General features: G+C 39.0%; 34 protein-coding genes. All 34 read right to left on the reverse strand.

Translation table 11 applies throughout. The annotated features are described in order from the left end of the window. Positions 1-2: 2 nt before the first annotated feature. The 34 genes from HMPREF0072_RS08015 to HMPREF0072_RS08170 all read right to left on the reverse strand — a co-directional run bounded on the left by HMPREF0072_RS08015 (position 3) and on the right by HMPREF0072_RS08170 (position 25,766). Positions 3-1,724, reverse strand: a complete 1,722-nt coding sequence (locus HMPREF0072_RS08015) for a DUF6273 domain-containing protein (RefSeq protein ID WP_004829056.1) — start codon at positions 1,722-1,724, stop codon at positions 3-5. Then, complete coding sequence (locus tag HMPREF0072_RS08020; protein ID WP_004829058.1) at positions 1,705-2,823, reverse strand: RNA-directed DNA polymerase; 1,119 nt, start codon at positions 2,821-2,823, stop codon at positions 1,705-1,707. The genes HMPREF0072_RS08015 and HMPREF0072_RS08020 overlap by 20 nt, the downstream gene beginning before the upstream one ends. A 155-nt stretch (positions 2,824-2,978) precedes the next feature. Next, on the reverse strand, positions 2,979-3,104 hold the full coding sequence (locus tag HMPREF0072_RS12825) for a DUF6273 domain-containing protein (RefSeq protein ID WP_369073164.1): 126 nt from the start codon (positions 3,102-3,104) through the stop codon (positions 2,979-2,981). Next, complete coding sequence (locus tag HMPREF0072_RS08025; protein ID WP_004829059.1) at positions 3,101-3,493, reverse strand: four helix bundle protein; 393 nt, start codon at positions 3,491-3,493, stop codon at positions 3,101-3,103. Before HMPREF0072_RS08025 ends, HMPREF0072_RS12825 begins: the two co-directional genes overlap by 4 nt. Then, positions 3,477-3,731, reverse strand: coding sequence for a hypothetical protein (locus tag HMPREF0072_RS08030; RefSeq protein ID WP_039931289.1), 255 nt, complete (start codon positions 3,729-3,731; stop codon positions 3,477-3,479). The genes HMPREF0072_RS08025 and HMPREF0072_RS08030 overlap by 17 nt, the downstream gene beginning before the upstream one ends. A gap of 2 nt (positions 3,732-3,733) precedes the next feature. Beyond that, complete coding sequence (locus tag HMPREF0072_RS11140) at positions 3,734-4,594, reverse strand: phage tail protein (RefSeq protein ID WP_004829063.1); 861 nt, start codon at positions 4,592-4,594, stop codon at positions 3,734-3,736. A 16-nt stretch (positions 4,595-4,610) separates the two neighbouring features. Further along, on the reverse strand, positions 4,611-5,345 hold the full coding sequence (locus HMPREF0072_RS11145; RefSeq protein WP_004829064.1) for a phage tail protein I: 735 nt from the start codon (positions 5,343-5,345) through the stop codon (positions 4,611-4,613). After that, positions 5,338-6,465: a baseplate assembly protein gene (locus HMPREF0072_RS08045; RefSeq protein WP_004829066.1), complete on the reverse strand. Its 1,128-nt coding sequence runs from the start codon at positions 6,463-6,465 to the stop codon at positions 5,338-5,340. Before HMPREF0072_RS08045 ends, HMPREF0072_RS11145 begins: the two co-directional genes overlap by 8 nt. Next, on the reverse strand, positions 6,458-6,775 hold the full coding sequence (locus HMPREF0072_RS08050) for a GPW/gp25 family protein (protein WP_004829069.1): 318 nt from the start codon (positions 6,773-6,775) through the stop codon (positions 6,458-6,460). Before HMPREF0072_RS08050 ends, HMPREF0072_RS08045 begins: the two co-directional genes overlap by 8 nt. A 10-nt stretch (positions 6,776-6,785) precedes the next feature. Next, positions 6,786-7,178: a phage tail protein gene (locus tag HMPREF0072_RS08055; RefSeq protein WP_004829072.1), complete on the reverse strand. Its 393-nt coding sequence runs from the start codon at positions 7,176-7,178 to the stop codon at positions 6,786-6,788. A gap of 15 nt (positions 7,179-7,193) precedes the next feature. Further along, a complete protein-coding gene (locus HMPREF0072_RS08060; protein WP_004829074.1) occupies positions 7,194-7,598 on the reverse strand; it encodes a hypothetical protein in 405 nt (134 codons plus the stop codon). Between the two features lie 2 nt (positions 7,599-7,600). Next, positions 7,601-8,641, reverse strand: coding sequence for a phage late control D family protein (locus tag HMPREF0072_RS08065; RefSeq protein ID WP_004829076.1), 1,041 nt, complete (start codon positions 8,639-8,641; stop codon positions 7,601-7,603). Further along, positions 8,638-8,853, reverse strand: coding sequence for a tail protein X (locus tag HMPREF0072_RS08070; RefSeq protein WP_004829079.1), 216 nt, complete (start codon positions 8,851-8,853; stop codon positions 8,638-8,640). The genes HMPREF0072_RS08065 and HMPREF0072_RS08070 overlap by 4 nt, the downstream gene beginning before the upstream one ends. A gap of 3 nt (positions 8,854-8,856) precedes the next feature. Continuing rightward, complete coding sequence (locus HMPREF0072_RS08075) at positions 8,857-11,511, reverse strand: phage tail tape measure protein (protein WP_004829081.1); 2,655 nt, start codon at positions 11,509-11,511, stop codon at positions 8,857-8,859. 151 nt (positions 11,512-11,662) lie between these two features. Continuing rightward, a complete protein-coding gene (locus tag HMPREF0072_RS08080; RefSeq protein ID WP_050755275.1) occupies positions 11,663-12,040 on the reverse strand; it encodes a phage tail assembly protein in 378 nt (125 codons plus the stop codon). Positions 12,041-12,106: 66 nt separating this feature from the next. Further along, positions 12,107-12,622, reverse strand: a complete 516-nt coding sequence (locus tag HMPREF0072_RS08085) for a phage major tail tube protein (protein WP_004829085.1) — start codon at positions 12,620-12,622, stop codon at positions 12,107-12,109. An 11-nt stretch (positions 12,623-12,633) separates the two neighbouring features. Further along, positions 12,634-14,058 (reverse strand): phage tail sheath family protein, encoded by a 1,425-nt coding sequence (locus HMPREF0072_RS08090; RefSeq protein ID WP_004829087.1) that lies wholly within the window; start codon positions 14,056-14,058, stop codon positions 12,634-12,636. Next, positions 14,058-14,387 (reverse strand): hypothetical protein, encoded by a 330-nt coding sequence (locus tag HMPREF0072_RS08095; protein WP_004829089.1) that lies wholly within the window; start codon positions 14,385-14,387, stop codon positions 14,058-14,060. Before HMPREF0072_RS08095 ends, HMPREF0072_RS08090 begins: the two co-directional genes overlap by 1 nt. Beyond that, a complete protein-coding gene (locus HMPREF0072_RS08100) occupies positions 14,377-14,862 on the reverse strand; it encodes a hypothetical protein (RefSeq protein ID WP_004829091.1) in 486 nt (161 codons plus the stop codon). Before HMPREF0072_RS08100 ends, HMPREF0072_RS08095 begins: the two co-directional genes overlap by 11 nt. Further along, entirely contained in the window at positions 14,862-15,419 is a 558-nt protein-coding gene (locus HMPREF0072_RS11150; protein ID WP_004829093.1) for a phage tail protein, read from the reverse strand. Before HMPREF0072_RS11150 ends, HMPREF0072_RS08100 begins: the two co-directional genes overlap by 1 nt. Positions 15,420-15,422: 3 nt before the next feature. Then, positions 15,423-15,758: a hypothetical protein gene (locus HMPREF0072_RS08110; RefSeq protein WP_004829094.1), complete on the reverse strand. Its 336-nt coding sequence runs from the start codon at positions 15,756-15,758 to the stop codon at positions 15,423-15,425. Continuing rightward, a complete protein-coding gene (locus tag HMPREF0072_RS08115; protein ID WP_004829097.1) occupies positions 15,758-16,804 on the reverse strand; it encodes a major capsid protein in 1,047 nt (348 codons plus the stop codon). The genes HMPREF0072_RS08110 and HMPREF0072_RS08115 overlap by 1 nt, the downstream gene beginning before the upstream one ends. A gap of 11 nt (positions 16,805-16,815) precedes the next feature. After that, entirely contained in the window at positions 16,816-17,133 is a 318-nt protein-coding gene (locus HMPREF0072_RS08120) for a hypothetical protein (protein ID WP_004829099.1), read from the reverse strand. Between the two features lie 15 nt (positions 17,134-17,148). After that, positions 17,149-18,291, reverse strand: a complete 1,143-nt coding sequence (locus HMPREF0072_RS08125) for a head maturation protease, ClpP-related (RefSeq protein ID WP_004829101.1) — start codon at positions 18,289-18,291, stop codon at positions 17,149-17,151. Continuing rightward, positions 18,272-19,825: a phage portal protein gene (locus HMPREF0072_RS08130; protein WP_004829102.1), complete on the reverse strand. Its 1,554-nt coding sequence runs from the start codon at positions 19,823-19,825 to the stop codon at positions 18,272-18,274. Before HMPREF0072_RS08130 ends, HMPREF0072_RS08125 begins: the two co-directional genes overlap by 20 nt. Before the next feature lie 14 nt (positions 19,826-19,839). Beyond that, complete coding sequence (locus HMPREF0072_RS08135) at positions 19,840-20,088, reverse strand: DUF6148 family protein (protein WP_004829104.1); 249 nt, start codon at positions 20,086-20,088, stop codon at positions 19,840-19,842. Between the two features lie 46 nt (positions 20,089-20,134). Continuing rightward, positions 20,135-21,079 carry a DNA adenine methylase gene (locus HMPREF0072_RS08140; protein WP_004829107.1) on the reverse strand — a complete coding sequence of 315 codons (945 nt, stop codon included), beginning with the start codon at positions 21,077-21,079 and terminating at the stop codon, positions 20,135-20,137. A 12-nt stretch (positions 21,080-21,091) separates the two neighbouring features. Beyond that, entirely contained in the window at positions 21,092-22,924 is a 1,833-nt protein-coding gene (locus tag HMPREF0072_RS08145) for a phage terminase large subunit family protein (RefSeq protein ID WP_004829108.1), read from the reverse strand. Next, entirely contained in the window at positions 22,893-23,414 is a 522-nt protein-coding gene (locus tag HMPREF0072_RS08150) for a hypothetical protein (protein ID WP_004829110.1), read from the reverse strand. The genes HMPREF0072_RS08145 and HMPREF0072_RS08150 overlap by 32 nt, the downstream gene beginning before the upstream one ends. Beyond that, the gene (locus tag HMPREF0072_RS12615; RefSeq protein WP_004829112.1) at positions 23,402-23,527 is read right to left on the reverse strand and encodes a hypothetical protein; all 126 of its coding nucleotides are present in this window, start codon (positions 23,525-23,527) and stop codon (positions 23,402-23,404) included. The genes HMPREF0072_RS08150 and HMPREF0072_RS12615 overlap by 13 nt, the downstream gene beginning before the upstream one ends. 71 nt (positions 23,528-23,598) lie before the next feature. Then, a complete protein-coding gene (gene terS, locus HMPREF0072_RS08155) occupies positions 23,599-24,345 on the reverse strand; it encodes a phage terminase small subunit (protein ID WP_004829114.1) in 747 nt (248 codons plus the stop codon). 208 nt (positions 24,346-24,553) lie between these two features. Then, complete coding sequence (locus tag HMPREF0072_RS08160) at positions 24,554-25,009, reverse strand: hypothetical protein (protein WP_004829115.1); 456 nt, start codon at positions 25,007-25,009, stop codon at positions 24,554-24,556. Between the two features lie 30 nt (positions 25,010-25,039). Further along, on the reverse strand, positions 25,040-25,249 hold the full coding sequence (locus tag HMPREF0072_RS08165; protein ID WP_004829117.1) for a hypothetical protein: 210 nt from the start codon (positions 25,247-25,249) through the stop codon (positions 25,040-25,042). Continuing rightward, complete coding sequence (locus HMPREF0072_RS08170) at positions 25,242-25,766, reverse strand: Holliday junction resolvase RecU (protein ID WP_004829120.1); 525 nt, start codon at positions 25,764-25,766, stop codon at positions 25,242-25,244. Before HMPREF0072_RS08170 ends, HMPREF0072_RS08165 begins: the two co-directional genes overlap by 8 nt. Positions 25,767-25,828 lie beyond the last annotated feature (62 nt).

The following is a 25,828-nucleotide window of genomic DNA, read 5'->3' on the forward strand; positions in this document are numbered from 1 at the left end:
TTCTACTCAAAGTTACCGCCAGTAGAAGAAATGTAGCACTCGCCTTCGGCTCCGTTTCTTTTGACTGATACGCGGATATTTACGCCCCACTTGCTAGCTGTTTTTGTTTTATTTGATAAAAAGATTTTAGAACCTTTTTCTACTTTCAAGGTTACATCTTCCCAAGTAGGGTTTTTGTCGTATCCATTGTTGCAAATTTCAATTTTGCTTACTGCTCCACTTGGAAGTTTTCCTATAAGTGTTAGCAAAGCTTTTGTTACCATTGCGTCGGAATCTAGCGGGTTTTTTAACTCGAAAAGAATTTCGGTTTCATTCTTTGAGAATTTGAATTCTTTTTCACTTTGTCCGCCTTCACTATCAGTAGCTATAATTTTTATAGTTTGTTCTCCGTTTAGTATTTCTAGCCATTCTGCACTTGAAATATTAAAATTATAGTTAGTTCCGGAAGTTGCGGTAAAGCTTCTTTTTTCTACCCCGTTAAGATATTCTTTGACGTTTAGGCTTTGCCCTGCGTCCGGGTCGGTAACACTATAAGCAAGGCTAAAGGCTCCGGCTTTTGTTCCAAGGCTGCTGCTTGAATTTGAATTTATAACCGGGTCTTCGTTATTGTTTACCATTCTTTCGTTGGAAGTAGCGTATCCGGATTCCAAGCCGTAATTGTCGTAGGCTTTGACCCTATAGCTTACTTTTTGCCACCCTTTAGTGATTGTATCTTGGTAGCTTCTGTTGATTCCTTTGTATATCCTGTCGTAGCTTCTTTCGTCTACTTTTCTTTCAAGTGTATATCCTACCGAATTACCTTCTGGGTCGGTCGAACTGCCCCAAGTAATTTCTACTGTTTTTCCTGCTTGCACCTTTGTTGGTACTGTAATTCCTGTTGGTGTTGTAGGGGGTTGATTCCACTCTATGGTGTATGCTCCGTCCGAATCTGTATTGTTAGATACCAAGATTCCGGATTGTAGATTGCAAAGCGGGCGAACGCCGCCGTTGCCATCGCGCGCGCGGCTCCAGTTCAAGGAACCATCGCTGCTGACATAGCGGACGCTGTACGAATGGGACATATAAGGGGTTCTAAGCCACCAATACCAAGAACTAGAAGAATTTAACCCGCTAGTTTTATAGGTGCTTTTGCTTACTGCTTCTTGGGTTGGGTATGCTTTTCTGCTTGCGTCGCTATCAAATATCGGAAATTTGCTGCCTTCTGCTGTTCCGCCTTCGTTAGCTAGGCCAACTTCTGTGCTTGAAGCCAAAAACATTTTGCTAACTACGCTTTCGCTTCCTCCGCCATCTAGGCTGTGCCTAACGGTTTTTAGGCTAGTTTCCAGCATAGCTTCTTTGAAATTTGCTGAAAAGTTATATAAAAATCCTGGCTCAGTATCGTATGGATTTTGTCTGTCCCAAACATTACCGCTTGATGGCGGAGCGTCGGCTCCGTGTTGGGCTGTGTACCAAGAGTTTTTATCACTATTTAGCCATTGAAGCAAGTTTGAATATTTATAATAGTTATTTCCGTAATCTCTTCTATCGCTATTACTATTCTTTGACTCTTGGGCGTCAAAGGCTTTAAAAGAAATTATTCTATCAGTAATTAAAGTTACCGAATTTGAAGGGTAGCCGCTGTGATTTTTGTCTGCAATCTTCCAAATTATAGGCTTTCCATTGTATTTGGAAAGATTATCTTTGACCTTTGCTCCCACCGGCAAATTACTTAATTTTTGCGCCATTTAATTTCTCCTTTACGATTTTTTGATTGTAGTATTGGTCCATTTTCTTTATTAGGTAGTAACAGTCGCCGTGCGAAGCGTGCGCCTTCCATGATTTGTAAGACTTTTCCACTTCATCTGGTGTAATTTCTCCTTTTTCAAGCATACTTGCATACTTACGGATTTTCTTTTTCATTCGATTTTTGCTACCACGCCTTAACTTTCGAACTACTTTGCCGCTTTCTGTTAAGTAGGTGTGAAATCCTAGAAAATCTATACCGTGACGAAGCGGGAAAATTTGTGTCTTTTGATTAAGTTCTAGTCCAATTCCTTTTAGATACTCTTCTATTTCTCCTAAGCAATACTTTAAGTAGTCTTTGTCTTCATGGATCAAGTAGAAGTCGTCCATATATCTGCCATAATATTTTATTCCTAAGCGTTCTTTTATAAGATGGTCCATATCGTTCAAAAATAATAGGGCTAGCCATTGTGAAAGCTGATTTCCTATAGGAATTCCCGGGTCCACGTCTGAATCTATAATATGGTTTATTAACCATCTGACGTTTTGCTCGTGAAAATACCTTCTTACCATTCTTTTTAATTCTTTATGCTGTATGTTGTAAAAATACTTTTTTATATCGCATTTTAAAACATAGCCTGTCGAATAGCTTTTTATATCCTCTTCGCTTGGCCTTTTCCCTTCGCTTCTTCGCTCTTTTTCCATTTTTGCTTTTCTCGAAAAATAGTAATTTCTTAAAAAGCCTTGTAATCTCTCTAGTCCAAAGTGCGTTCCTTTCTTCGGCTGCGAAGCGTAATTATCTTTGATTAATACATTTTTTAGGATAGGTCTTACTACTTCTTCGCATAGCGCTTGCTGTGCTACCTTATCTTTAAAACTATTTGTTTTTACAAGCCTTTTCTTGGGTTCGTAGACGTAAAATTCGTAGTATTCCGAAGTTTTGTACTTGCCCGTCCTTAAAAGATATTGTAAGTATAAAATAGCTTCTATCTGGTTATTTTCGAATCTGGCTACGCTTTCTTTTTCCCTGTTACCAAGTTTTGCCTTATTAAAGGCTTTGCGTAGGCTCTCGAATTCTGTTAGATCTCTATAATATTTCATTTTTTATCTCTAATTGTGTATAACTCCTTGCCCGTCTTACCTTTTTTGTGCGGTGCTTGGGTATCAATTATCCTGTGTTTACCTTTACGGTGGGAAATGGCTTCCTTTGATTGATAGGGTATTGCTTTCTGCTTTCGCTTACTCGGTCTAACTTACTATCTAAGCGGGCGAACGCCGTTGTTGCCATTGCGCGCGTTGTTCCAGTTCAAGGAACCATCGCTGTTGACATAGCGGACGTTGTACGAATTGGACGTTACAAGCCATTCCCCAAATTTATTTATTTTCTTTGTTTATCCTTCATGTGCCAGCTAACGGCCATATTTTTGACATTTAATATATACCTAGCCCAATACTCGGCTTGGCGGTCGTCAATACCTATGTTTTCATTTTCCAAGCATAAAGTAATTAAAAATAACAAAGTTTTACACTTTGTTATCGCTAGGTTTTGTAATTTCAATCTTTCTTTTAGTGCTTCTTCGTCGTTTGTGTTAAGCTCATTTGCCGTATTTATAAGTTCGTATATATCCAAGCTTATATTTTGCATACGGTTTACAAAGGTAAAGCGGTATTTCTTCGGAAATCTCCTTGGATTGTCCGTAATTTTTATAGTATGATTTGCAAGGTCTTTCGCCTTTGTAAGTAGCTGAAAGTCTTTATCTATTTCTATCATATATGCACCTGCCGCCCCTTATAGCTTGTAGTTCTTCCTCGATCTCTTTATCTCCTTCAAGATAAAACACGCCTTCTTCTTTGATATACATTGTCGCTTTTTTACCGTTGTAAGTTTCGCCTTTTATGACAATTGCTTCTGTATCCTCGCTACACTCTTTACACGGCAATTCTAGGCTTTGGAAAAGGTGTGCAACTATGCAAGAAATTTCTTTCTTTGTTGCTGCGTGTTTTTCCATCTTTAGCACTCTATACGGTTTTTACTCTTATTGTAATTACCTTTAATTAGTTTTATTCCCTCTAGGTCTTTGAAATTTACCGTAAAAGGATTACCAGTAATATCGTTGAAGACTCCGTCTTCTAGCCTTTTTAATTTTCCTTGTATATCTGATAGGTCTATACCAAGTGATAATAGGCCTTGTTCGTTCTTTTCCGCTTTGTTTTTGGCGTTTTCCCAACCGTCTTTTTGGTCTTTTGTAACGTGTATATCTAAGTTTTCTATATGTTCGGTTAGCCCTATCAAGGCCTTGTCATAGTTGGCCACCATTCCTGGTGTAACGTGTATATCTTGGTTTCCGACGTGCGAAATAAATTGGCCGTTATCTGCAAATTGCCCTATGTGTGCGCCTGGGTCCCTGTCGTGATTTTCAAGGTCGGCTTTTGTAGCTGATACCGTGAAAGGGTCGACTTTTAGTTCGATTACTTCCGCATTTGCTATCTCCATGTAAATTACTAGCTTGACTTCGCCTGCTGCGCCTGTAGTGATGACTACTTTTTCGGTATCCGGACAATTCGCAATAACAATCAAATTTCCGTCGTCGTCAAAGGCTCCAATTTCCCTTATTGTGAAGCCGCCTTCATCTGGTGGAATTACCGCTATAATCTCTATTAAGTTTGGGCTGTCGGTGTTTACCTTACATTCTTGCACCGCTCCGCGCCATTTTTCGCCGTTAAGTGCTGTTTGAATTTCTGTAGGTTGGTAGTATTCTCCGCCCCCGTCGCCTGCTGCAAACTCGGTAATATTTACCTTTTTGCCTTCAAGGATTGCTTTTGTTATTTTTTCTTTTCCTTTTGTGGTTACTATAGAACCATATTTTGCCATTGTTTTTACTCCTTTCTTATTTTGGTTTCACGCTTACTTCGATTCTGTAAATCAAGCAATTTGCAAAGCCAATAAACCTGGTATTTGGAATCTCTCTTTTTACATAAGGATAAACCTTCACTTCTTGACCTATTCCTTCACTCGCTCCTATATATAGCCTTCCGGATTGGATAATATCTTCTGGCGTAAAAGGATATATGCCTAAAGTATTACCGATAAGGGCTGCGCTGCCTGCGTATAGGTTGGCTTTGCTTTCCATGATATAGGTAATTTTATTTAAGTGTGATCTTAAATTTTTGTAGTACCTAATTCTATCAAGGGCCATTGCCTGCAAGTTTGCTGGCGCCCCATTTTCCGACGCATTAATCTCTATAGAAAAGGTGTAAGGCTTATCGCCTGTTTCGAACCACTCTTTTATAGTAGTTTTTGGAAAAATATTTCCAAGCGCCCTTTTTACCGCGTAAGGTGTGCCAAGTTTTCTGTATATCTTTATACAGTCTTTTATGATTTCCCTTTTTATCTCTAGCTTATAGTCGTAGTCATACCATAAGACGTTAAGGTCGTAAGCTAGTATATCCAAGGTTTCTTCGTCTAGTTCGTCGATTCTCGAAAAAATAATATTTTTCGGGATCTCTGTATTAATTTTTTGCAATTCAAGCGATATTAGCTTTCCAAGCGCTTTTATATCCTCATTTTCTGCTATAGCTGGCGGAATAGTCTTCGTAAGGTCGAAATTATCTATCCTATTCATCTTCTACGCCCCCATTTATAAGGTTTGCGCTTTCTGCTATCGCTACTGCTGTGTCGCTTACCTCTTTGAATTGTGGCTGCCTTATCTCTACACGCTTGATACCTTCTTCCATAAGCATTTGGTTAAGCTTTGACGGGTTTATATCTCTTCCCATCTTTTCGCTTTGCCAAGCCTTGTACTTTTCTACCGCAAATTTCGCAGCCTTTTCTATACCTTCGGCGCTTAATTGTCCGTGTTTAAATCCGTAATAGCTTATATCTATCTTGTAGCCTACTTTATCCGCTGCCTTGACTACTACCTTATCTGTTAGCGGTCTTATATCTTCTGCGGATAAAAGCTTTTCTATAGCTTTTATAGTTTCTTCTTCCGGCAATCTTCCGTCCTTCATAAGCACCCTAATTTCGGCCACTCCTGGTGTAGGCGATACCGTCTTCACGTCCGCTATACTGGCGTTTGCGGTTTTTGCATAGAATCTATACGCACCTTCCGGCCCTGCTGTACTATAAGTCGATAGGGCTTCCCTGTACCTACTGTATAAGCTGTCGTCGCTTTCTGTATCTGCTCCGCCCGCTGTCGCTGTAAGGTTTTCTATTTTTTCAAGATAAGGTACAAAATCTACTATCTTTGAAATTTGTCCTGGCAAAAATCCGTTTCCAATCTCTCCTACAACCGTACATACCGCTTCTATATCTCCTGCGGTTTCTCCAATAGGGATTACAAGGTCTTTTGTGGTTTCAAAAAATATTTTGCCATCTACTGTTGACCTGCTGCCTTTTGGAATTACTGTCGCTGTTTCTCTCTTTGTAGAAAGCGTGTACCTAATTCTAGTTGTAGCCGCCTGTGGTGGCAATCTCTTAATTGTGTTATTTAAAAATTCGACTAGGTTATCTAAGTATTTACCTTCGGCAAATCTCGGTATATTTTGCTTGGCCGAATAGTCTATAAGCACGCGCTGCTGCACCATAATATCTGCTACCCATAAAATGAAAAGCCTTAAAGGGTCGGCGGGGTATAATCTCTTATTTGCTATACTTTCGTAGCCTTGTATCAGTAGGTTTACAAGCTCTTTTGTATCCGTGTTTACATACTGAATATCCGGCTTTTTTCTTTCGCTACTCATCTTTTATCTTCACCCCCACTACAGGTATAAGCTTTCCTGCTTTTGCTTCGTCTACTTTGAAATTAATCTTCGTTATTTCCGCCCTTGGTTCGTACTTTTCTATAGCGTCTACTATCTCCATGATAAGTTTAGGCTGTGCCACGTTTACTGGTGTGTCTAGCTGTTTGTGGCTCGTTCCGAAATCTCTATCTAGCGGCACGCTATATTTTGGGCTTATCAAAATCATCTGTACGTTTTGTGTTACTTCTTCTATAAGGTTTTTTGGAAATAAATTAATTTGTGAATCTTGCTTTTCTATTGTAATTTCCATTTTGCACCCCTTAATTGTAGGCCTGCAAGGAAATATTTATCTTTGCTGAAAGTAAATTGCCGCGATTGTCAAATTTTTCTAGGTCTTTAGAAGTTTTAGTAATTACCCACCTTCTACCATAAATTTTATTGCCAATTACTAAGCGCATTACTTCGCCTGTTATCCTTGCCCTTGCTATATTGTTTATTTCTCTTACAGGATCTATTCCATAAAATACGGAAAAAGACATATCGAAGCTAATATTATCACTTTCAATTCCTGTATATTCTAGTTTTGGGGCTTGTAAGTGTACGTCATGCGACGCATATTTCGCCCCGGATTCCCACTTCATGTTATCAAAGGTTTTTATGGCATTTCTTGATACATGAAAAGTTATATCTCCTAACGCTCCAATTAGTGCCACACTTTAGCCCCCTTTCTAAAATCCGCCTAAAATAAAGCCGTCGCCAGCACCTATTGACGGAAAAGCGCATAAAACGAATTGACCTACATAAGGTAACCACGGGTGGATTTCCACGTTCAATTCGTGCGTGTGTGGTTCGCCCTGGTAGGTAATAACCTTTTTTAGCTTGACTGTATCCGGCAATTCTTTTTTGTAGCTGTCGCCGCCTAAATTTCTAGGCTCCGAATTGTAGGCTCCTACTCCGTCCCAATTTCCGCCATTGTCTTTTTTGCTAATCTTTATAAGCGGTTGGTTTATTAGAACTTTTAATTCGGCGCTTACCATATCTTCTTTGTCTTCAAAAATAACGCGTGCTGTTCTTTTTTTTACGTCCACGCTTGATACTTTCCCAATTTTGATTTGTTCGTGTAAGTCATTCATCTTTAATAACCTTCTAAAACTTTTCTTAATGATAGGGATACTTTGTATCCACCATTTGAAATATTGTGGTCGGCCGACTGAATCATATATTTACCGTCGTAAATACCCCAACCGTCGATTTTTAGGTTTACGCCTGCTACATAATTGATATTGCCTACCAATTCCAAGCTTGCCTGGGTTTCTTTTTTGTTTTTTTCTCTTAATTGTTTTTTGGCTAGTTTGTCGGCTTCTGCTTTGTCTTTGACTTTTGTATTGATCTTTAAAATCCTACCTGTCGACTGGTCGGCTTTTGGATTTTTAAATTCTCCTTTTATAGTTTCTTTTGTTTTTGGGTCGGTGTAAGTAACTTCGCACTTGCTGTAGCCCGCTTCTATAAAGTTTGTACCGAACGTCCACCTTAAAACATTGCTTTCGCCCCTCTTTATAGTGTCAATAGGGGTTAGTTTTTCGAATTTCGAAGCGTCAAAAAGAACTATCTTTTTGTCGGTAACCTTTAGGCTGATTCCCGCGTCCTTACATAGTTCTTTTAAAAATTCTATATCACTTTTTTTGCTTTGCTCTCTTCTGTCGTATAGTGGGTCTTCTTCGCTTTCAAACTCGCTTTTTAGTTTATTTTTACCGGCTATATCTTTTGCAATAGCTGATAATTTTATATTTTCCCAAGCTTTGTTTTTTTCTTCCGCTATGATCTTTGAGTCGGTAGGAATTGCGCTAGCTTTCAATGTTACTTTTGTAGGCGGGCCGCTTTCGTTCACGGTATCCACCTTAAATTTTCCGCATTTTAATTCTCTTTCGTTTAGGTCTTCGTCAATTTGAATTATGCTCGCTTCAATTTCTCCACCTTTTCCAAATCCTGTTTGTTTTAACCAATCGCGCGCCCATCTGCCTTCTTTGTCCTCTACGGCTATCTGTAGGTCGTCGCTCTCGTCTTCCTCATTATCTGTATAAGTCAAGGAATTTAGGAAGTATTCTAGGTCTTTTGATATATCGGCACCGTCGTACTTGACTTCTAGTTTGGTTCTTCTGGCGTATTTTACACTCATCTTTTGCCACCTCTCTTCCAAGGTGGCAAAGTTAAGTTATCTTCTTTTGGTATATAAGGTATTTTTATTTCGATTCCTGCCGGAAATATAAAAATATCCTTATATTTTATATTTTCTTTTATAAAGAGGTCCATTTTTTCGCAATCTCCGACGGTCTTATAAGCTATGGTGTCCCACTTATCGCCCGCTATTGTTATATATGTTTCTTGCAAGTTTTAGTACCTCCTTCTTCTTCTGTTTTCTTCGTCGTCTTCTATTTCTTCTTTTATTTCTCTTTTTATCTTTTCGTTATTTTCGTCAAGAACCTTTTGCATTTCGTGTGGATCTCCGCTCATCATATAGAATGTTGGGTGGCTATCTATTTGAATATTCATTCCGCCCCCTGCTCCTACAACTGCCATTCCTGGTGCTGGCGCAAAGTTTGGTGTTGGGAAATTTGTTAGCATTTCTTTTGCCGAAATAAAAGATTCTTTTAAGCCTGTAAAAATACCTTTTGTTGTATGGGCTGTGAATACCTTGCTTCCGCCACCGCCCATTACTAATTCTGGCCCCTGTTCGCCTGCTATAAATGTATCTGGCGCGTGTGCCGAACCTTTCCATAATTGAGGTACTAAAGGAATATTTATTCCTTTGCCGCCTACTCCTGGCACCCAATCTGGTATTTTTATTTTATTAAGTCCGCCTATCGCCTTATTTACCAAGCTTATTACTGCATTTATTGGCGCTTTCGCAATTCCAACTAACGCGTCAAAGGCTGACTTAAAGATATTTTTTACCCCTTGCCAAGCTTGACCCCAATTTCCGGTAAATACTCCTGTTATGAAATCTATTAGCCCTACAAATATACCGGTTAGGCCTTGAATTATAGCTGATATTTGCTGTACTGCTGCGCCAAGAACTGTTGTAAATACCGTTGCTAGTGCTTGTATTACTGGCATTAGTACGTTTAGTAGCTCCATAAATAAAGGAATTAAGAAATTAACTATTGGTGCTATATCTTCTGCTACTCTATTTATTGCTTCTGCTAATAAAGGTATTATGGTTTGCGCTGCTCCTGCTATAATTGGCAAAATCTGACTTATCATATCAAGTAAAACTGGTAGCACGGCTTGAAGAACTCCGCCTACTACTTCCGCTACTGTAGTTATAACCGAAATCAAAGTAGGTAGTATAGCTTGCGCTGCTTCCGCAATTACACTAATAATTGTTGATACTGTTCCGGTTAGGCTTTCGATTACGCCTTTGACCGATTCTATTATTGGGCTGCCTTGACTAAATTTATCAAAGAAGCTGCTTACTCCTTCGGCTGCTCCACCGCCCAAGATTCCTTTAATCGCTCCGCCAATTTGCCTTATAGTTGCTACGAACTTATCAAAAATAGCTACGCCGCCTTCTCCGAAGACTCCACGAATTTTTTCGCGTATAGCGTCGACATTTCCCATTACAAGCTTAATGGCTACCGCAATAGCTGTGATTGCTGCAATTACCGGCAAAATTCCGCCGCTCATTCCCATAATTAAGCCTTTGACTTTGCTAATACCGCCTATGAGGTTTGCTGATTTTAGCCTTTCAATAGTTCCTAGTATATCAAATACCCCTTTTTTAGCTTGTAGGAATCCAAGTTTTAGGCCCAAGGCTCCGGCTTTTGCTAGTAGCAATCCGCCTGCAACTTTCGTTAGTAATTGTATTAAGTGCGGGTGTTCTTGGGCGAATTTTTGCACCTTGCCTGTTAAGACTGCGATTTGCCCTGCCCACTCCGTAACCGTCGGCATTAACGTTGCTAATATTTGTGTTCCAACTCCGCCCAAGGATCTTTTTAGTTGGTCCATAGCGTCTTGGAAATTTACCCCTGCGTCGATTGCTTCGTCGCTTAAAACTAAGCCTAGTTCGTGGGCTTTGTCTTTTAGCTCATCTACTGACCCGCCAACTGAATTTAGTAGCGGCATTAGTTCTAGTCCGGATTTTCCGAAAAGGTCGAAGGCTAGCTTTGATTTTTCCGCTCCTTCTGGCATATCTTGCATTTTTCGGACGACTTCTTCCATAACCTGTTCTTGCTTTTTAAGGTTTCCGCTCGAATCTGTAGCCGATACTCCAAGTCTTTTTAGTGCGTCCGCTCCTACTCCGCTGCCTTTTGCCGACTCTTCCATACGGTTTACAAGTGTTTTCATACCCACCTGCATTTTTTCTATATTGGTTCCGGATTGGGAAAGGATAAAGTCCCATTCTTGGAAGCCTTGACGGCTCATTCCTATTTTTTGGCTAAGTTTATCTACCCTGTCCGTAGCGTCGGACGCTTTCTGCATAGCTACCATAGTAGCTGTTCCAACTGCTGTAATTACTCCTATAGTAGAAGTTAGCTGGCTTTTTGTTTCTCCAATAGCTTTTTGGTTTTCCGCTTGCAAGGCTCCAAGCTTGGCTGTCTTTTCTTGGGCTGCCCTAGCTTTTTCTACTTCTTGTGCAAGCCTGGCGCTTTCTTTAGAAAGATTGCTTGTGTCTACTCCTGCTTCTTTTAGCCTTGTTTCGTATTGACTAAGCGAATTGCTAGTTTCATTAATTTTTACATTAACCCTTTCTAGCTGCTCCCTTTTACTGGCTATTTTTGCTGCTAGTCGTGCCGAACTGCCGCCTGCTTTTATTTGCTCCGTTTCAAGGGCTGCAAGTTCTTCTTTATATTGCTTTTGCTTGGCTATGTTGGTTTCTAAGCTTAATTGTGTTTTTTTGTATCCTGCTATATCTCCGGCTGTAGAATTGGCCTTGGATATACTTTCTTTGAGGTCTTGGGTAGCTTTTTTAGCTTGATTAAAAGATTCTTTAAATTTAGAACCCAAATTTGCGTGTAATTTAAACATTAGCTCGAATTCTTTCGCCATTACTTGCCCCCTTTCTGCTGCTCTTTAATGATTTTGTTTGCTGTATCTATCATCTTTGTTAGTTGCCATATAGTAAGGCCTAGAAAATAATTTATTGGTGTGTGTGTAAATATAGCAAGCCTTATAGCTTGTTCCCTGTAATACTGTGGGCTTATAATTCCTGCCCTATTAAAAAATTTCTCGCAGCATTTGCTAACCTGTTAAAATCTCTAAGCGACATTTTGTTTGAAAGTTGATGAGGGAATCCGCCTGCCCTAGCCGCAACCCTTATTTGATATGCTCTTGAGGTTTCGGGAGATACAATGTAAATGTTTTGCTTTTCCATCTCTTCTTCTATCGATAGCGCGTCATGGCCTGTAAGTTTTCCGAAGTCTAGTGTTAATTCATCATACTTTTTGTCTTCATAGTCTAACGGTTTTGTAAGTTTGTACTTTAAAACTGTAAATCTCTCGGGATCAACTTCTATATTTATTTCTGTTTGATCTTCTTCTGCTGGTATTACGTCTATTGCTTTTTTTATATCTTCCATTTTAAAATCTCCTTTTAGATAAATAAAAAACATAGCCATTTTAGGTGGCTATGTTTTCTATATTTTTTATTTTCCTAACGCTTTTCTAACGTCTTCTAGGTAGTCAACGCCGTCTACATAGTAAATAAAGTTGATTATATCAATCTCTACTACTTTTTGACCGTCTATAAATATTGCGTAGTAAGATACGCTGTATTCTCCGCTGCCATCTGTTGGGCTTGCTGAAGCAAGTTTGCCAGGTGCCATTTTGATTGGATTTGCAACTACAACGTGTTTTACTGACTCTACAATGTTTTTACCTGCGTTATTGTCCCATTTTTGTTGGGCTGCTCTTAATTCTATTTGGTGTGCTATAGGTTTTAAAAGCTGTACTGCCGCCCTGGTTGTAGACCTAAAATTTAGTGTAAGACTCATTGGTTCAAGGTGGCCTGTATAAGGTCCGGAAAAGCTACCCGCTATACCTGCGCCCTTGATTTCTTCTGTCATTGAAGATATTTCCGGCAAGGTTGCTTCTGCCATACCTAGAAATTCGTTCGCGCCTTCGTAGACGCTAAAATTTATTGTTCCATTATCTATTTTCATTTTTTACCCCCTTAACTTTGGAAAGCTGCTACTACATAGTCTGGGTCGTACTCTAGGGCGAAGACTATTTCTTGTGCTGGGCTTGGTGGTGTTAGGTAAACGTGGAAAGTTGCCTTACCTGCCATAAGCTCTACTAGGTTATTATCTTCTGGCTTAAATTCCACGCGGCCGCCAAGTAGTTTTCCTTCTGATACAAGGCCATTTAGCCAAATATTGATACTATCTACGATTGATTGCACGAATCTAGGTGTCATTTTTTTATCAACGTTTGACCAATAAGTTAAGATTAAGCTATTGCCAACCCAACCAAACATACGGCCTATAGAAATAAAGTAGTCTTTTACGTCGGTATTAGCTGGGAAGCAAGCTGTTTGATTGCCCCATAGTACATACCCGCCTATAAAATTAATGGCCGTTACTATACCTTGACTGTTTAGGTAGTTTGCTTCTTTTAGGTCTAAAAGAAGTTCTGTTCCGTCTTCTAAGATTGCCCCGTCTACTTTGATAGATTTGTTACTTGGTGATTCTGCTGGGCAAAAATCGTTGTCTACGTCGGTTTTAGCCATTCTTGCTGCCGCCTGGGTTGATAGATGGAATTTTTTATCTCCTAGTTTTACCATTGGCCAGCAAAGAATTTGATACTTCGAAAAGATATTATCTTTTTTCTTTCTTTCGGTTGTATCTCCGTAGGCTTTTACTTCGCTTGAATCTAGGTCTACTACTGCGTGTGCTTCAAAAATTCCGTTGATATTTTCGCATTTTGTGGCCATTACCGCAGCAACTGTACTTTTTTTGCTGAATTTAGGACATAAGATTAGATCTGTAATTATTCCGTATTTAGCAAAAACTTTGTCAATAAGTTCTAGACCTTTATATTGATTTGTTGATACTTCGTATCCGCCTATAATATCTTTTTCGGTAACCTTTGTTGGGTCTACTGCTTCAAAGGATATAGCAAGTTCGCCTGTTTCTTGTCCTATATTGCCACCGTCTAAGATTTCAAGAACTAGATTGTCATTTGTGTACATTAGATCGTAGTCTTGGCCTTTTTCGTGGCCTTTTACTACTACTGTTTCTGCTATTGCTTCAATTGGTAGTAGTACCTGCTTATCACTAACCGGATATTGCTTTTCTTCAACCTGTTTTTTGTGTTTTTTAGGGTCTAGCACGTTTACAAAGACAACCGGGCTTACTCCGTATAACACGAAGTGGCAATACATAACTTCGCATATTGTGTAATAGTCAAAATTATCATTGTATCCTAAATATTTGACTGCTTCAGCATAGGAATTGCACATTATAGGTTCGTTGACTTTGCCGTTTACTGCTTGAATTGGTGCCGTACCAACTACAAAGGCTATACCGCTACCGGCTGTTACTGGTGTTTTGATTGAAGTTTCAATCTGTTTTGTTCTGATTCCATGTTGAAAGGCCATTATTTACCCCCTTCTTTGTTAGCTGCTACAGTAGAAGCAATATCTCTGTAATATTTATTTAAAATATTGCCGTCGCTTTCTACTTTCGCTTTTGCTTCCGCTAAATTTTCTACTGGTATGATTAATTGTTCTAGCTGTTTATACTTTTCAATTTCATTTTTATATTTTTCTTTTATTGCTTTTTTTGTGCCTATGATTAGCGAATTTTTCTTTAAAACTCCGTCTGGCAAGTTTGGCCCAATGTAGCAATAAGTTCTTTCTTCTTCTACTGCTTTTGCTGTAATTGGTTCTTCAATTACTTTTTTTGCTTTTTCATCTTTAGTAGCCATTAAAATTTACCTCTCTTTTTACTGGTGGTAGAGTCCAAATCGTCATCATTTCGCCTAAGTAGTAAGGCCTTGTATCGTCCGGGTAGATGATATGTTCTAGCGGTGGTACAAGCCTAAATTGCTGATCGATCTCTTCGTCTTTTAGAAAATTATATCTAAGTTTTGATATGATATTTAAAAGCGCCATAGATCCTTCTTCTGCGTCTTCTGCATAGGTCGCTACAATGATTCTTATAGAAGCTTGCGCTTCGTCTGGCTCTCCTGGTACTTCGTCGTCTTTTCCTGTAAGGTATTTAATTAAAATATAGGGTATTTGCTGCGTTTCATCTGTTTTTTTAGGTAGATTCATTAAGTAAACCCCTGGCGGTCTTTCTTTCGAATCTTCGCCCCTATTGACTTTTACAGGTAGCATTATATCTTTTGTCTTTTCTTGTATATAAGCTTTTATAGCTTCCATTAAAACTGTCGGCGTCATTATTTACCCCCATATCCTGCCAATAATCTTTCTACTTCATGTTCTAGTCTAGTGTCGAAGGTTTCTTGCGCTTCTTTGTAGACTTGGTCCATTACTACAGAATTACTAACCATAGAACGCATAGAAGAACCCATTAACTGTTCAATTGGTAACCTTGATTTTCCTGTTCTTTCGAAGATTCCTTCTTTTGCTGTTGTTATTTGATTTCTAAAAGCGTGTTCAAGTGCTACAGCTGTTTTTTGTCCGGCAAATACTTTTCCTTTTCCCGGGTACTTTGGTTTTGTTAAGCTATATTTATATAGCGGTATTTGTTGTCCGGCAAAAATTAATGTTGCGCATAGGTCGCTAGTAGTAGCGTTTTTTATACTGTCTTTTGTGTATTCTGCTATTACATTTCTTTTGATTTTATATTCTTTAGTAACGCCTTTAAAAGATTCAGTTTTCGCCTTTGCTATAGCCCTATTTGCTGCGCTAGCCATTGCCCTTTCTGTTCCATTTGGTACTTCGACTAAAAGGTTGCTTATTCTGTCTATTGTGTCTTGGGTAATTGTAATCATTTTTTATTCCATTAGCCTTTCAAGATATAAAATAATTTCTCCCATTTCGCTTTTGACTTTGCCTATGGTGTAAAATTCGTTATTGATTTCTATTTCTTGGCCTTTTCTAGGGGTTTTCTTTAGACTTTCAAGCGATATATGCATGATTAGGTCGACATTATAAAGGCCTTCCGCATTATCGCTTCCGGCCTTTTTTCTATCGTTATATTCGCTGTAATCTAAAACTACTTTAGCGACTATAGGTTCGTTGTCTAAATAAAATTCTGTAATTTCGGCGAATTCACCGGAATTATGGAAAACTTTTTTTATATCCTGGTCCGCTTGATACTTAAAGTCCATTAGTAGACTTCGGCGACAAGCCAAGAATCAACTTCGGTTGGTACAGGGATAAATCTTGAATTTAGCTGTACGAATCTTCTTGCTGGGTTTCTTTCTACCCAAGTTTCTGGCACCATTTCTCCTTCTACTGTTACAAAGCCTTTGGTTTCTTCGTCAATGATTGTATTTGCACCATAGCAACGGCTGTAGTTTGAGTTTGTAGAAAGTAACGCGATTGTCTTTTCTGGTACTAGGGCTTTATCTTCTGGCTTATCTGGGTTTGTCCAATCGTCCAAATAGAATTCGTTGTATTCGTAAATATCAAGTCCGAATTCATTTATAGTACCTACATAAGTAGCGCCGTTTGGTAGCTCTTTAGGTGTGATTGCTGCAAGGTCGTAAGCTTTAGTATCAAGTAAGGCTTGTACTTTCTTATTGTTTAGGAAGTAGTTTACTACGTCCGAAGACATAATCATTACATTACAGTTTACATGGCCTGTTCGCTGTACTTTTAATCTCCATTTTCTAATATCTGCTATTGGATCTGCTGTTTCTGCGTTCCATTTTTCAGCCGCTTTGCTTATAACTTCTTTGTTTTCAAACGCGAAGTCGATTTCCGCTTCAACGCCAGCACCAATTACAGGAATTTTTCCGGTAAATATTGCCTGGGTTGCCATCCACTCTTCGCGGCGTGTAATCATATCTTCGAGTTCCGCCATATCTTTTCCTAATTTTTCCACCGCTCTTTCTGCTGCTGTTTTTCCTGAATAAGGATTCTCGCCAGCTAAACGGTTTAGCAACTCTTCTGCTGTTGTAATTTTGTTAGGTGCCATAAGTGGTGGCTCATAGCTTGCTGTTTGGTATCCTGCGTTTGGTACTGTTTTTCCGCCAATCATTGGGTGTACGAATGGCGCTAATCTTCTATTTCCTTTTACGAAATCTATATCGATTCTTTTTGTCGGAAAAGTTTCAATGTTTCTGAAAAATGTATCTCTTATAAAAGTAGAAGTTCTTGGCAATCTCTCTACTAGGGTTCCTAATGTTTTTGTTTCAAATAAATCTGGCATTTTTTTCTCCTTTACTTAATGAATATTGAAATCTTTCTAAGTGGCGCCTTTACTTTATCAACTGTGGCTGTGCCATAGTCTAGTGCGTCCGCTCTAAAGTCGCCTGTAAGATATACGGCCACTTTTTCGTTAGCCTTCGCTTCATCTACTGTAATTCCGTATATATCGCCTAAATTTTCGGCTGTAATTTTAGCTAGCTTGCCAGCTGTTAGGGCTACTACAGTATTTTTTCCTATATTTTCTTTTGCTTCGACTACTTCGATTTCTACAGGAAAATCTCCCGCATAAATGTTGTCGCCTTCGTAGTTTTCTTTTTTAATTTCGTACATTACTTGTCCCCTTTCTTACTTTGTTTTTGGGTATGCTTTGTCTATAGCTTCCAAGAATTCGTTTTTTTCTTCTGTTTTTTGTCCTTGGCTGCCTTCTACTCTATCCATACCGGAATTTTTAACGTCTTTTTCTCTATCTTTTATATAGTTTTGTCCTTTTAGCTTTTGGGCATTTAAAATTTTAATTGCCACTTCGCCAGCTGTAATTTTGGTTTTGTATTTTGCGTCGTTTACAATCTCTTCTGCGCCTGGTGCTGCAATCTCTTCTATAGCTTGTAAGCGGTCTAATTCTTCTTTCTTTGCCGCTTCTTCAATTTCTTTTACAAGCTCCGGATAAGCTTCCTTTAGTTCTTCTACAGTCTTAATTTCTTTTGTTTCGGTTTCTGTAGTAGTTGCTGTTTCTTTGTTTTCGTCCATTGCTTTTACTTCCTTTCTTTCGTTGGATTTTATATTAAAATCATTGCCGTTGGCGTGGTGATTTTGGCTATGATCTAATACCGTATTTGGTAAATTCTTAAAGTCGGATACCATAAGTACCCCGTTTACTTTTATTTGTCCGTCGGCGGTTGCTGCTACGTCGGCTTCTTCAAACATTAAGCGGTCGCAAAATCCTGCGTCTACTGCTTCTTGGCCTGTGTACCATGTTTCCGCTTCCATAAGCTGTGCTAGTTCTTCTTCTGTTTTACCTGTTTTGGTCTTATATGCGTTTATGATTGATTTTTTGATTGTTTCTAGCTGTTCTATATACTTTATTAAGTCCTTAGCGTTGAAGTAACCTTCAAGGCCGAATAGCGGGTCGTGAATCATAAGGCTACCATTAGGTGCTATTTCGATTTCGTCGCCCGCCATAGCAATTATTGTGGCGGCCGAAGCTGCCCAACCGTCAATTTTAACAATCTTTTTAGCCTTGAATTCTTTTAATCTCGAATATATAGCTGTCGCTGCGAATACGTCGCCGCCTGCACTATTAATTCTTATAATTAAAGTGTTTATATCCTCTTGTTCTAAGTAGGCTAAATCGCTTGAAAAAAATTCCGGGTTAATCTCTCCAAGTTCCCAATCTATTTTGTCGCTTATGTTCCCATATATTGTTACTTCTGCTATTCCTTCTTCTTGTATTGCGAAGTTCCAAGCTTTTTTAATTTTGTTCTTCTTCAACTTTCGGAATCTCCTTTCTAATCTCTTGTATCAGTTCTTCTTCTTGCTTTAATTGACTGATATTTTTGTAGTAGTCCGTGCCGTTCATTTCTTTAGCTTCTTTGCTTCTTGTAGAAAATCCATTCTCTACCCTCTTTTGTGCTGCTGCTACTTCTTGCGTAGGGTTTAACAATCCTTGGGCTGGCCCGTTCCACTCCGCGCCGCAATAAGCTTTCTTTGTAAGTGGATCGCCGAAAAACCCGGGCGCTTCAATCCTGCCTTTTGCTACTGCTTCTGTTAGCCATTCTTCGTAAATTGGTTGGCAAAAATCCGCTGCCAGCCATTCACGGTACATTCTGAAAGATTTCCAAGCTTCAAGAAGTGCTGCCCTTGAAGCGCTGTAAGAAGCGTTGAAATTTTTTAGTAAAAGTTCGTATGGAATTTCAAGGGCTGCGCCTATCTGCCTGCAAATTGCGGTAACGAATCCGTCAAAGGCTGCGTTTGGCCTGCCTGGGTTTACAATGTTTGCCTTTTCGCCCTCGTTAAGGTCTATAATTGCCCCTGGTCCAAGTTCGATAGAATTTTCTGTGTATCTGTCTACCTGTTCTTCTTCTTGCACAATTTGGCCGAATGGTGGTTCGCTGCTATAGCTTTCTTTTTCAATGAAGACTGTTAGCAATCCGCTTACAACCGCAGCTACTAGCTCGGCTTCTGTGTATCGTCCTAGCTGCTTTAAACTTTCTATTACTGGGGCAAGGAGTGGCACGCCCCTTCTTTGCCCTATTCTTTCACGGTTCATTAGGTGTAGCACGTTTTTTCTACCGGTGTTTTTTCCGTAAGCTTCGACTCTTACCCATTCTTCTTTTTCCGTTAAGTCTTTAGAATTTGGGTGCCTGTTGCATATATAGTAGGCTATTGTTTCGCCGTTTTTATTACTTTCTACGCCATCTATGATATTTTTATCCTGGCTTTTATCTTTAGGCGTGGAAATTCTATCCGCTTCTATTAGTTGTATTCTTAAATCGTAGGGCATGGCCACCCTTTCTGTTGTCGGTAATAAAACTATTACGTCGCCGGATATTAGCCAATTTAAAAAGGCTAGCTGCTGCAACTCGTAGAAATTATCAAATCTTTCTATATCGCAGCTTGTACTGTCCGCCCATAGTTTGAATTCTCTTTCGATTTTTTGCTCTAGGCTCCTTGCTTCTTTGGCCGAAATTCCTATAGCTTCGTAGTCGATTTGACTTTTTAAAAGTAAGCCGCCGCCAACTACATTTGTTCTACAAGTTTTTACTGCACCTGTGGCAAGTGGCACGCCCATAAAAAGATCGCGGCTTCTTTGCCTTAATATCGTTAAGTTGTCTTCTATATCTTCTTTATGGCTTCCGCCGTCCGCTCTCCAACCTATAAGGCTTTTTTTGCTCCTAGAAGCTCCGTAATTACTGTATCCGGAATTCAAAATCTCTTTTACCCTGCCTAGTGCTAGGGCTTCTATTTCCCTTCTAGTGGCTTCATTTTTCCTTTTGTTGGGTTTTAGTATATCAAATAGTCCCATAGTACCACCTGTCTTTAAATATCGCGTGGGACGGCAATATAAGTCCTATTGCGTCCCTTGTAGTTGTCTATCGTGTCTAATCTGTCAATTTCTTTTCGCCAATATTTTTGTTGCTCTCTTATTTCGCTTAAATTCGCCCTGGTTAAGCTTCTGCTGCCTATGGTGTAGCTTTGGCTTGTAGCTACTGCCATTTCTGCTTCTAGCCAAATATTGTAGTGCTTTAGGGCCTGTTCTCTTCGAAGCTTAATTTCGCTTTTATCCATCTATCTTAACCCCCTCGATCTGACGTTTATTTATAGTTTATTTAGTTTAAAAGTTATCCTTGACCATAAATAATTTTTCATATTTGCTTTCATGACTTCCGCCCTGCATTGTTGACCTAGCCTTTGTAAATTCATAGACTATTTCAAAATCATCTGGCATACTATATCCACTTATTAAGACTACATTTTCTTTGCTCATTTCCTTGCACCGCTTGTAAAAGTTTTCGTAGTCTATATTGTTATTCCTATATACTTTGTTTGTATCTTTGTATGGTGGGTCTAAATATATGATTGAGTTTTTTATATCTGAAAATTCTTTATAGTCTTTGTTGTAAATCTCTAGGTTAGGGATAACCTTCATATTTTCCAAATGTACAAGTCTTTCTAATTGTTGAATTCTCAAGCTCTTGGCGGGTGTACCCCCCCCCGATATTTTTTCGACTTGTTGTATTTGTTGAAGTTGCTGTAACTGTGTGATCTCTTTATTTTTATATGCTGCCTTTTTGAAAGTTTCGGTTTGCTTATAGCCTTCAAAGCAATCATGGTTTTCTATTATCTTTCTTGCTAGCTTATATTTAAAATCAGAAAGGTCTTTACTGTATAAATAGTGTTTACTGTTATTTCCAAATGAATTAATTAATAGTTTTAAGTGGTCGTCTATTGTTTTATTTTCTTTATCTCTTATCTTGAAAAACTCTTCCCTGCTGCAAATTAAAGTTTTTAGGTATTCCCTGTCTTCTGATAAGATTTTTTGTATCATCTGCCCAGGTATAGGGTCTATATCGTTATAAACTACGTTTAGACCTTGAAGTTTGCACTCTAAGGTTATAGCGCCACCGCCGCCGAATAGGTCGTATATAGTTTTGTCCGTTCCGAAATTCTGCTTTATAATCTCTATAATCTTTTTAGATATTTTCTTTTTGCTGCCTATATATGGTAAGCCTATTGGCCTACCTTTTCTTATCTTCTTTTTATCTAAAATTAGTTTCATTTTTATTTTTATCTATTGTCTTAACCCCCTAGACCTTACGTTTCTTTGCGGCTTACTTGGGTTTTCCGGAATCTCTTTTTTAAGAATAGGATTTGTGATTTCAAGCGCCGCCGTTGCGTAGTTTCTAATATCTAAAGGTTCGTTTCTTTTAATTCCCTTTTTAAGTTTCCATACATACTGCGCACGCCCTTTTTTATAGCTAATAACCATCTTTTCGCTTGTAAGCCCTTTAAAATACTCTTCTGTATATCCTCGGCCTTCGTCTTCCGGAAAATGGCAATAGTTAGGTCCTGGCTCTTCTACTGCTAGCCTTTGGTATAGTATAGCTTTTCCTGTATCTACTCCAAGGGTGAAAAGTGGCGTCTTATAAGCATTTGATATAGACGGTTTAGAGTAGTAAGGCGTTTGCGCTCCGCCACGGCCTTTTATGGCCCATATCCTGCGGCTAATTCTTTTCTTGGCAAATTTATAAACTTCTTGGGTAAAGTGTCCGCCGGAATCTATACAGGTAGAAAGAATTTTAAGTTTGCGTCCGTCTTTTGTTTCAAAGGTCCTACCTAGAAAATTATCTAAGTCTTGCCATACGGTTTCAGTTTTTAAATCGCCGTAAATTTTTTTGTAGTAAATACCCCATGATTCCTTTTCTTCGCCCCAACCTACCACCTCTACTTCGAAGCGGTCGTCTTGTACGTCTACGCCAGCCGTTAAGACTATTACTTCTTCTGGCACTTCGCAGCCGTATTCTTCTAGTCGGTTGAATAATTCTTCCATTTCGATTTCTTCTCCTTCTTCTTCCCAAGTTTGCCCCATTTCGGTATTTGTCCAAGCTTTAAGCAATTCTATATTCCCTTTCTTTTTTTCTTCGTTTGCTACTAGAAATTTTTCTACAATATCTGCCCAAGATACAAAAAGCGAAGCTAAGGCGTTTAAATGAAAGCCCTTGACCGCTCGCCTTGGGTACTTGAAAATAAATTTCCCTTTATCGAAGTTTGACTTCCAAGCGTATTCACTCGCTATAGCTCCGCAATGGCGGCAAGTGTATTCAATTTCTGATAAATCTTCTTTGTCGAATTTTATATAGGCCCATTCTAAAGGGTTATATTCTCCACAATGAGGACAAGGGACGTTCCATTCGCCCTGGGTGCTGTGTTCGTATTCGACTTCAATTCTACTTACGTCTTTAATTGTCGGTGTTGATACGCAAACAATTTTTTTGTTCCAAAAAGTGGTAAGCCTTTTTGTGGCAAGTAAAAGCGGGTCGCCTTCAGTTCCTGCTGTTACTGGGTATCTGTCAATTTCATCTGCAAGCAATATCCTTATAGGTCGGCTTGCAAGGCTCGAAGGGCTGTTAGCTCCTACCATTGTTACATGGCCACCCGGAAAAATCTTTTGTAGGATTGTATTTCCGCTTGTCCTTGACTTATCATCTACCTTGTCTTGCAATATTGGCGTATCTCTTAACATAGGCGAAATTCTGTCCTTGGAAAAAGCTTCTGCCATCTGTATTGTTGGTTGTAGAATCATAATCGGGCTGGGGTCGTAGTGCATATAGTAACCTAGGGGGTTAAGTATGCAAGCGTCCGACTTTCCAATCTGTGCTGCGCTCATAACTACAACTTTTTCTACTCCGACTTCGCCTATAGCGTCCATAATCTCTTTTTGGTATGGCGCTTTAGAAGTCTTCCATCTTCCGGGTTCCGCCGAAGCTTCCGGGCTAAGTCTTCTGTACTCGTCCGCCCACTCGGTAATTGTTATTGGTGGCGGCGGTTTTAAGCCAGCAAAGATTTTGCAAAGAAGATCAAATGTATTTTTTTTAATTTTTTTCTTCTTTTGTGTTTTCTTCAATTTCCGCCCCTTCTTCTGACTCTATAGAAAAAGCGGTCGGAAAGTCTGATAACTCGTTCAACCCTTCTTCTACCGCTTCTTGTAGTATCTTATATATTTTTGTCTTGTCTTTTAAGCCAGCTAATACTGGCGATAATTTGGCGGGTATTGCCATAAGTCTTACTTTGAAGTTTGTTAGCATATCCGCCATCACTTCTTCAATTTCCGAAGTTTCGTGCAAATCTCTTTGTCTAATTTTTAGATCAAGTTCTTCATTTTGTCTTTTTGCTTTTACAAGCTTTGCCCTTTCTTCGTAGTAGTTTAAATTTTCTTCTATCTTTGAATTACCTTTTAGGTAATCTATATAGGCGTGATTTGTTTCTAGTAATTTATAAAGGCCCGGCATTGTTTCTTCGATTATTCCTTCATCTCTTAATTGCCTTACTCGCCTTTCGCTTATATTAAGAAGCTTGGCTATAGCCTGCGTACTATATAATTTTACTTTGGCCATACAAGCCCCCTTTTTATTTTAATTACTTTTGAATAATTATTCGTTATTGAAATTTCAAGGCCCCTAATACTTTCTAGCTTTTGAATTTCCGGAAGTGGTTCAAAATTTTTCATACCTAACTATATTTTGGGCGTCGCCGTACCCGCAAACGAAAAAATTTTCTTGAAAGAACCTATTTTATTTTTTAGATCTCGTCAAGCTCGCCGTCCAAATCAAATTCAAAGGCTCCTTTTATCTTTTCTTTTGATAAGTCGTATCTCTGTTGATCAAGTTCTATGCGCCTACAGTCAAGCTGGTAGGTCTTTATACTATCAAGTAGCTTTATAATCCTTCCGTGGATTCTATCAAAGGCTACTAATAGTTTTTGCTGTCTTTCAAACTTGCTGTCCCTTGTAACCGTCTTCAATGTCGGTTGCAACTTTTTCATCTTTTCTTCACGTTCGGCCGGATCTAGTTTTTCTAATAAATCTTTTGTTGGTAAAGCTTGCATTTCTGATTCTCTCGACAAGTACAATCTATCTTCCGGTTCCTTGTCAAGTTCATCTAGCTTTCGCCTAATATCTTTTTCCTTGGCCAGCAAGATTTTAAGTTCGTTCTTTAGGTTGGTTTCTGTATCTAGTGTAAGACTTGATATATAGGCTTGGTCTTCTGGTGGTAGGTTGTCTAAATCTATACTGCTGTATCCGCCGTGGGTTTCGGCGTTCTTGTTTCCTTTTGGCGCTCCTGCTCCCTCGGCGTTCTTATTTCCGAATTGTCCGCCGCGTCTTCTCTCTTTTAGTTTGTCGTCCCACTTATCGCGGTACTTCCATTGACTAATTGTTGCCGGCTTTACTTTTATTTTTTCTGCAATTTCTTTAACCTCTAATCTGCCTTTTGACTTTCTATAAAGCTCAAAGGCTAAATCACGTTCAGGTCTTCTTTTTTTAGCCATCTTCTTTTTCTCCTTTCGCGGCCGCTTTTTTGTCTTCTTCGTTTGTTTCGCTGTTCCAATTTTTCAGCCACGGAAGAAATTATAAAAAAATACGAACTTCAATTTTTAGAAGTTCGTTTGAATTTAGCTATTCCCGCTTGTCTATATATATTCTTCACTGTATCCATTATAGCCTATAAATCGGGCAATGGCGGGCAATCTTTCGCCATTAGCTAAAATAATTGTGAATGTATATATTTTTCTCGAACTTCTTTTCTAATTTCTTCAAGGCTTCGCTTCTTATGTTCTTACATTGCCTAACAGAATAAAAGCCCCTGGCTATCTTTTCCCACCTATAATTCATGATATAGAAATCATATATTACTTTGTGTTCGCGGTAATCTAGGCTTTGAATTTCCTTTAAGATTTCCTTATACAGGTTATCAAGTCTTTTGTTTTTTTCTTCCAAGCTCCTTATTGTTTCGCTTATACCGTCCGGCACACTAAGCGCCAGGTCTTCTGTAATCTTGGATATATGATTCTTGGCCTTCGGCATACCGTCTAGCTGGCTGTTGCTTCTTGGCAAGTAGAATACATCTTCCAAATTATTTATAACCCTGCGATTAAGTTTTATGGCCTGCGGAATCTCTCGACAATAATCAATGATTTCTACAACGTCTTTCATAGGCGCGCCCTCTTTTTCTTTTCACTCAAACTACCCCTTTATCAAATCTTTTATAAACTCTTCTTTTGCTTGACCTATATAATCTTCAACGGCAAAGTTTATCTTTTCCGCTGCCTGTAAATTTCCTATGATTTCATCTTCTGCGCCGGCCATCTTCAAGCACTCGTCGCACACGCCGATTTTCCTATCGACTAGAATTCTATTATCGCAAAATTTACAAGTCTTGTACTTCTTATCCATCTAGCTTATCTTTTATGTTTTCTAAAAACATAACGCCTTTACGCCATGGGATCTCCCACCTTTTGAGGTCGTCGGCCCTGGCGGATTGTTTTCCTATAATCTTTTTCATATCTCGCCATACTTCCCACGGCACGAAAAAGTAACGGTTTTTTATACCGACGCACACGCCCGCTATTGCTCCAAGCTTTAAGTGTTCGTCTAATACTTCCGCTTGCTTATCTGTTATAACTTTTTTCTTGATAACTTCTGTACTGGTGTACTTGGCTTCAAAAATTATAGACCTACCGCCTTTTAATGTGCCTTGGAAGTCCGGCTGCGCCCTGGCTGTAAATTGGCCGTGAAATTTTCCGCCTTTGAATTTCTTTATCACTCTAAAAGGTTCTGGTGTTTTGCTTACTGCTGCTAGTCCATAATCTATATAGTGCTTGCAAGCATACTCGATACCCTGTTCTAAGCTGTGGCCGTAGGCGTTATTCTTTAGGTTTCTATATGCTTCAAGTGCTTTTTTGTTATCCATGTGCATAACTCCTTTTCTTGTATTGTGGATAACCCTTTCTTAACTTTGCCCTGTGGATAACT

Origin of the sequence: Anaerococcus lactolyticus ATCC 51172 (assembly GCF_000156575.1) — a bacterium.
GTDB classification, from domain to species: domain Bacteria; phylum Bacillota; class Clostridia; order Tissierellales; family Peptoniphilaceae; genus Anaerococcus; species Anaerococcus lactolyticus.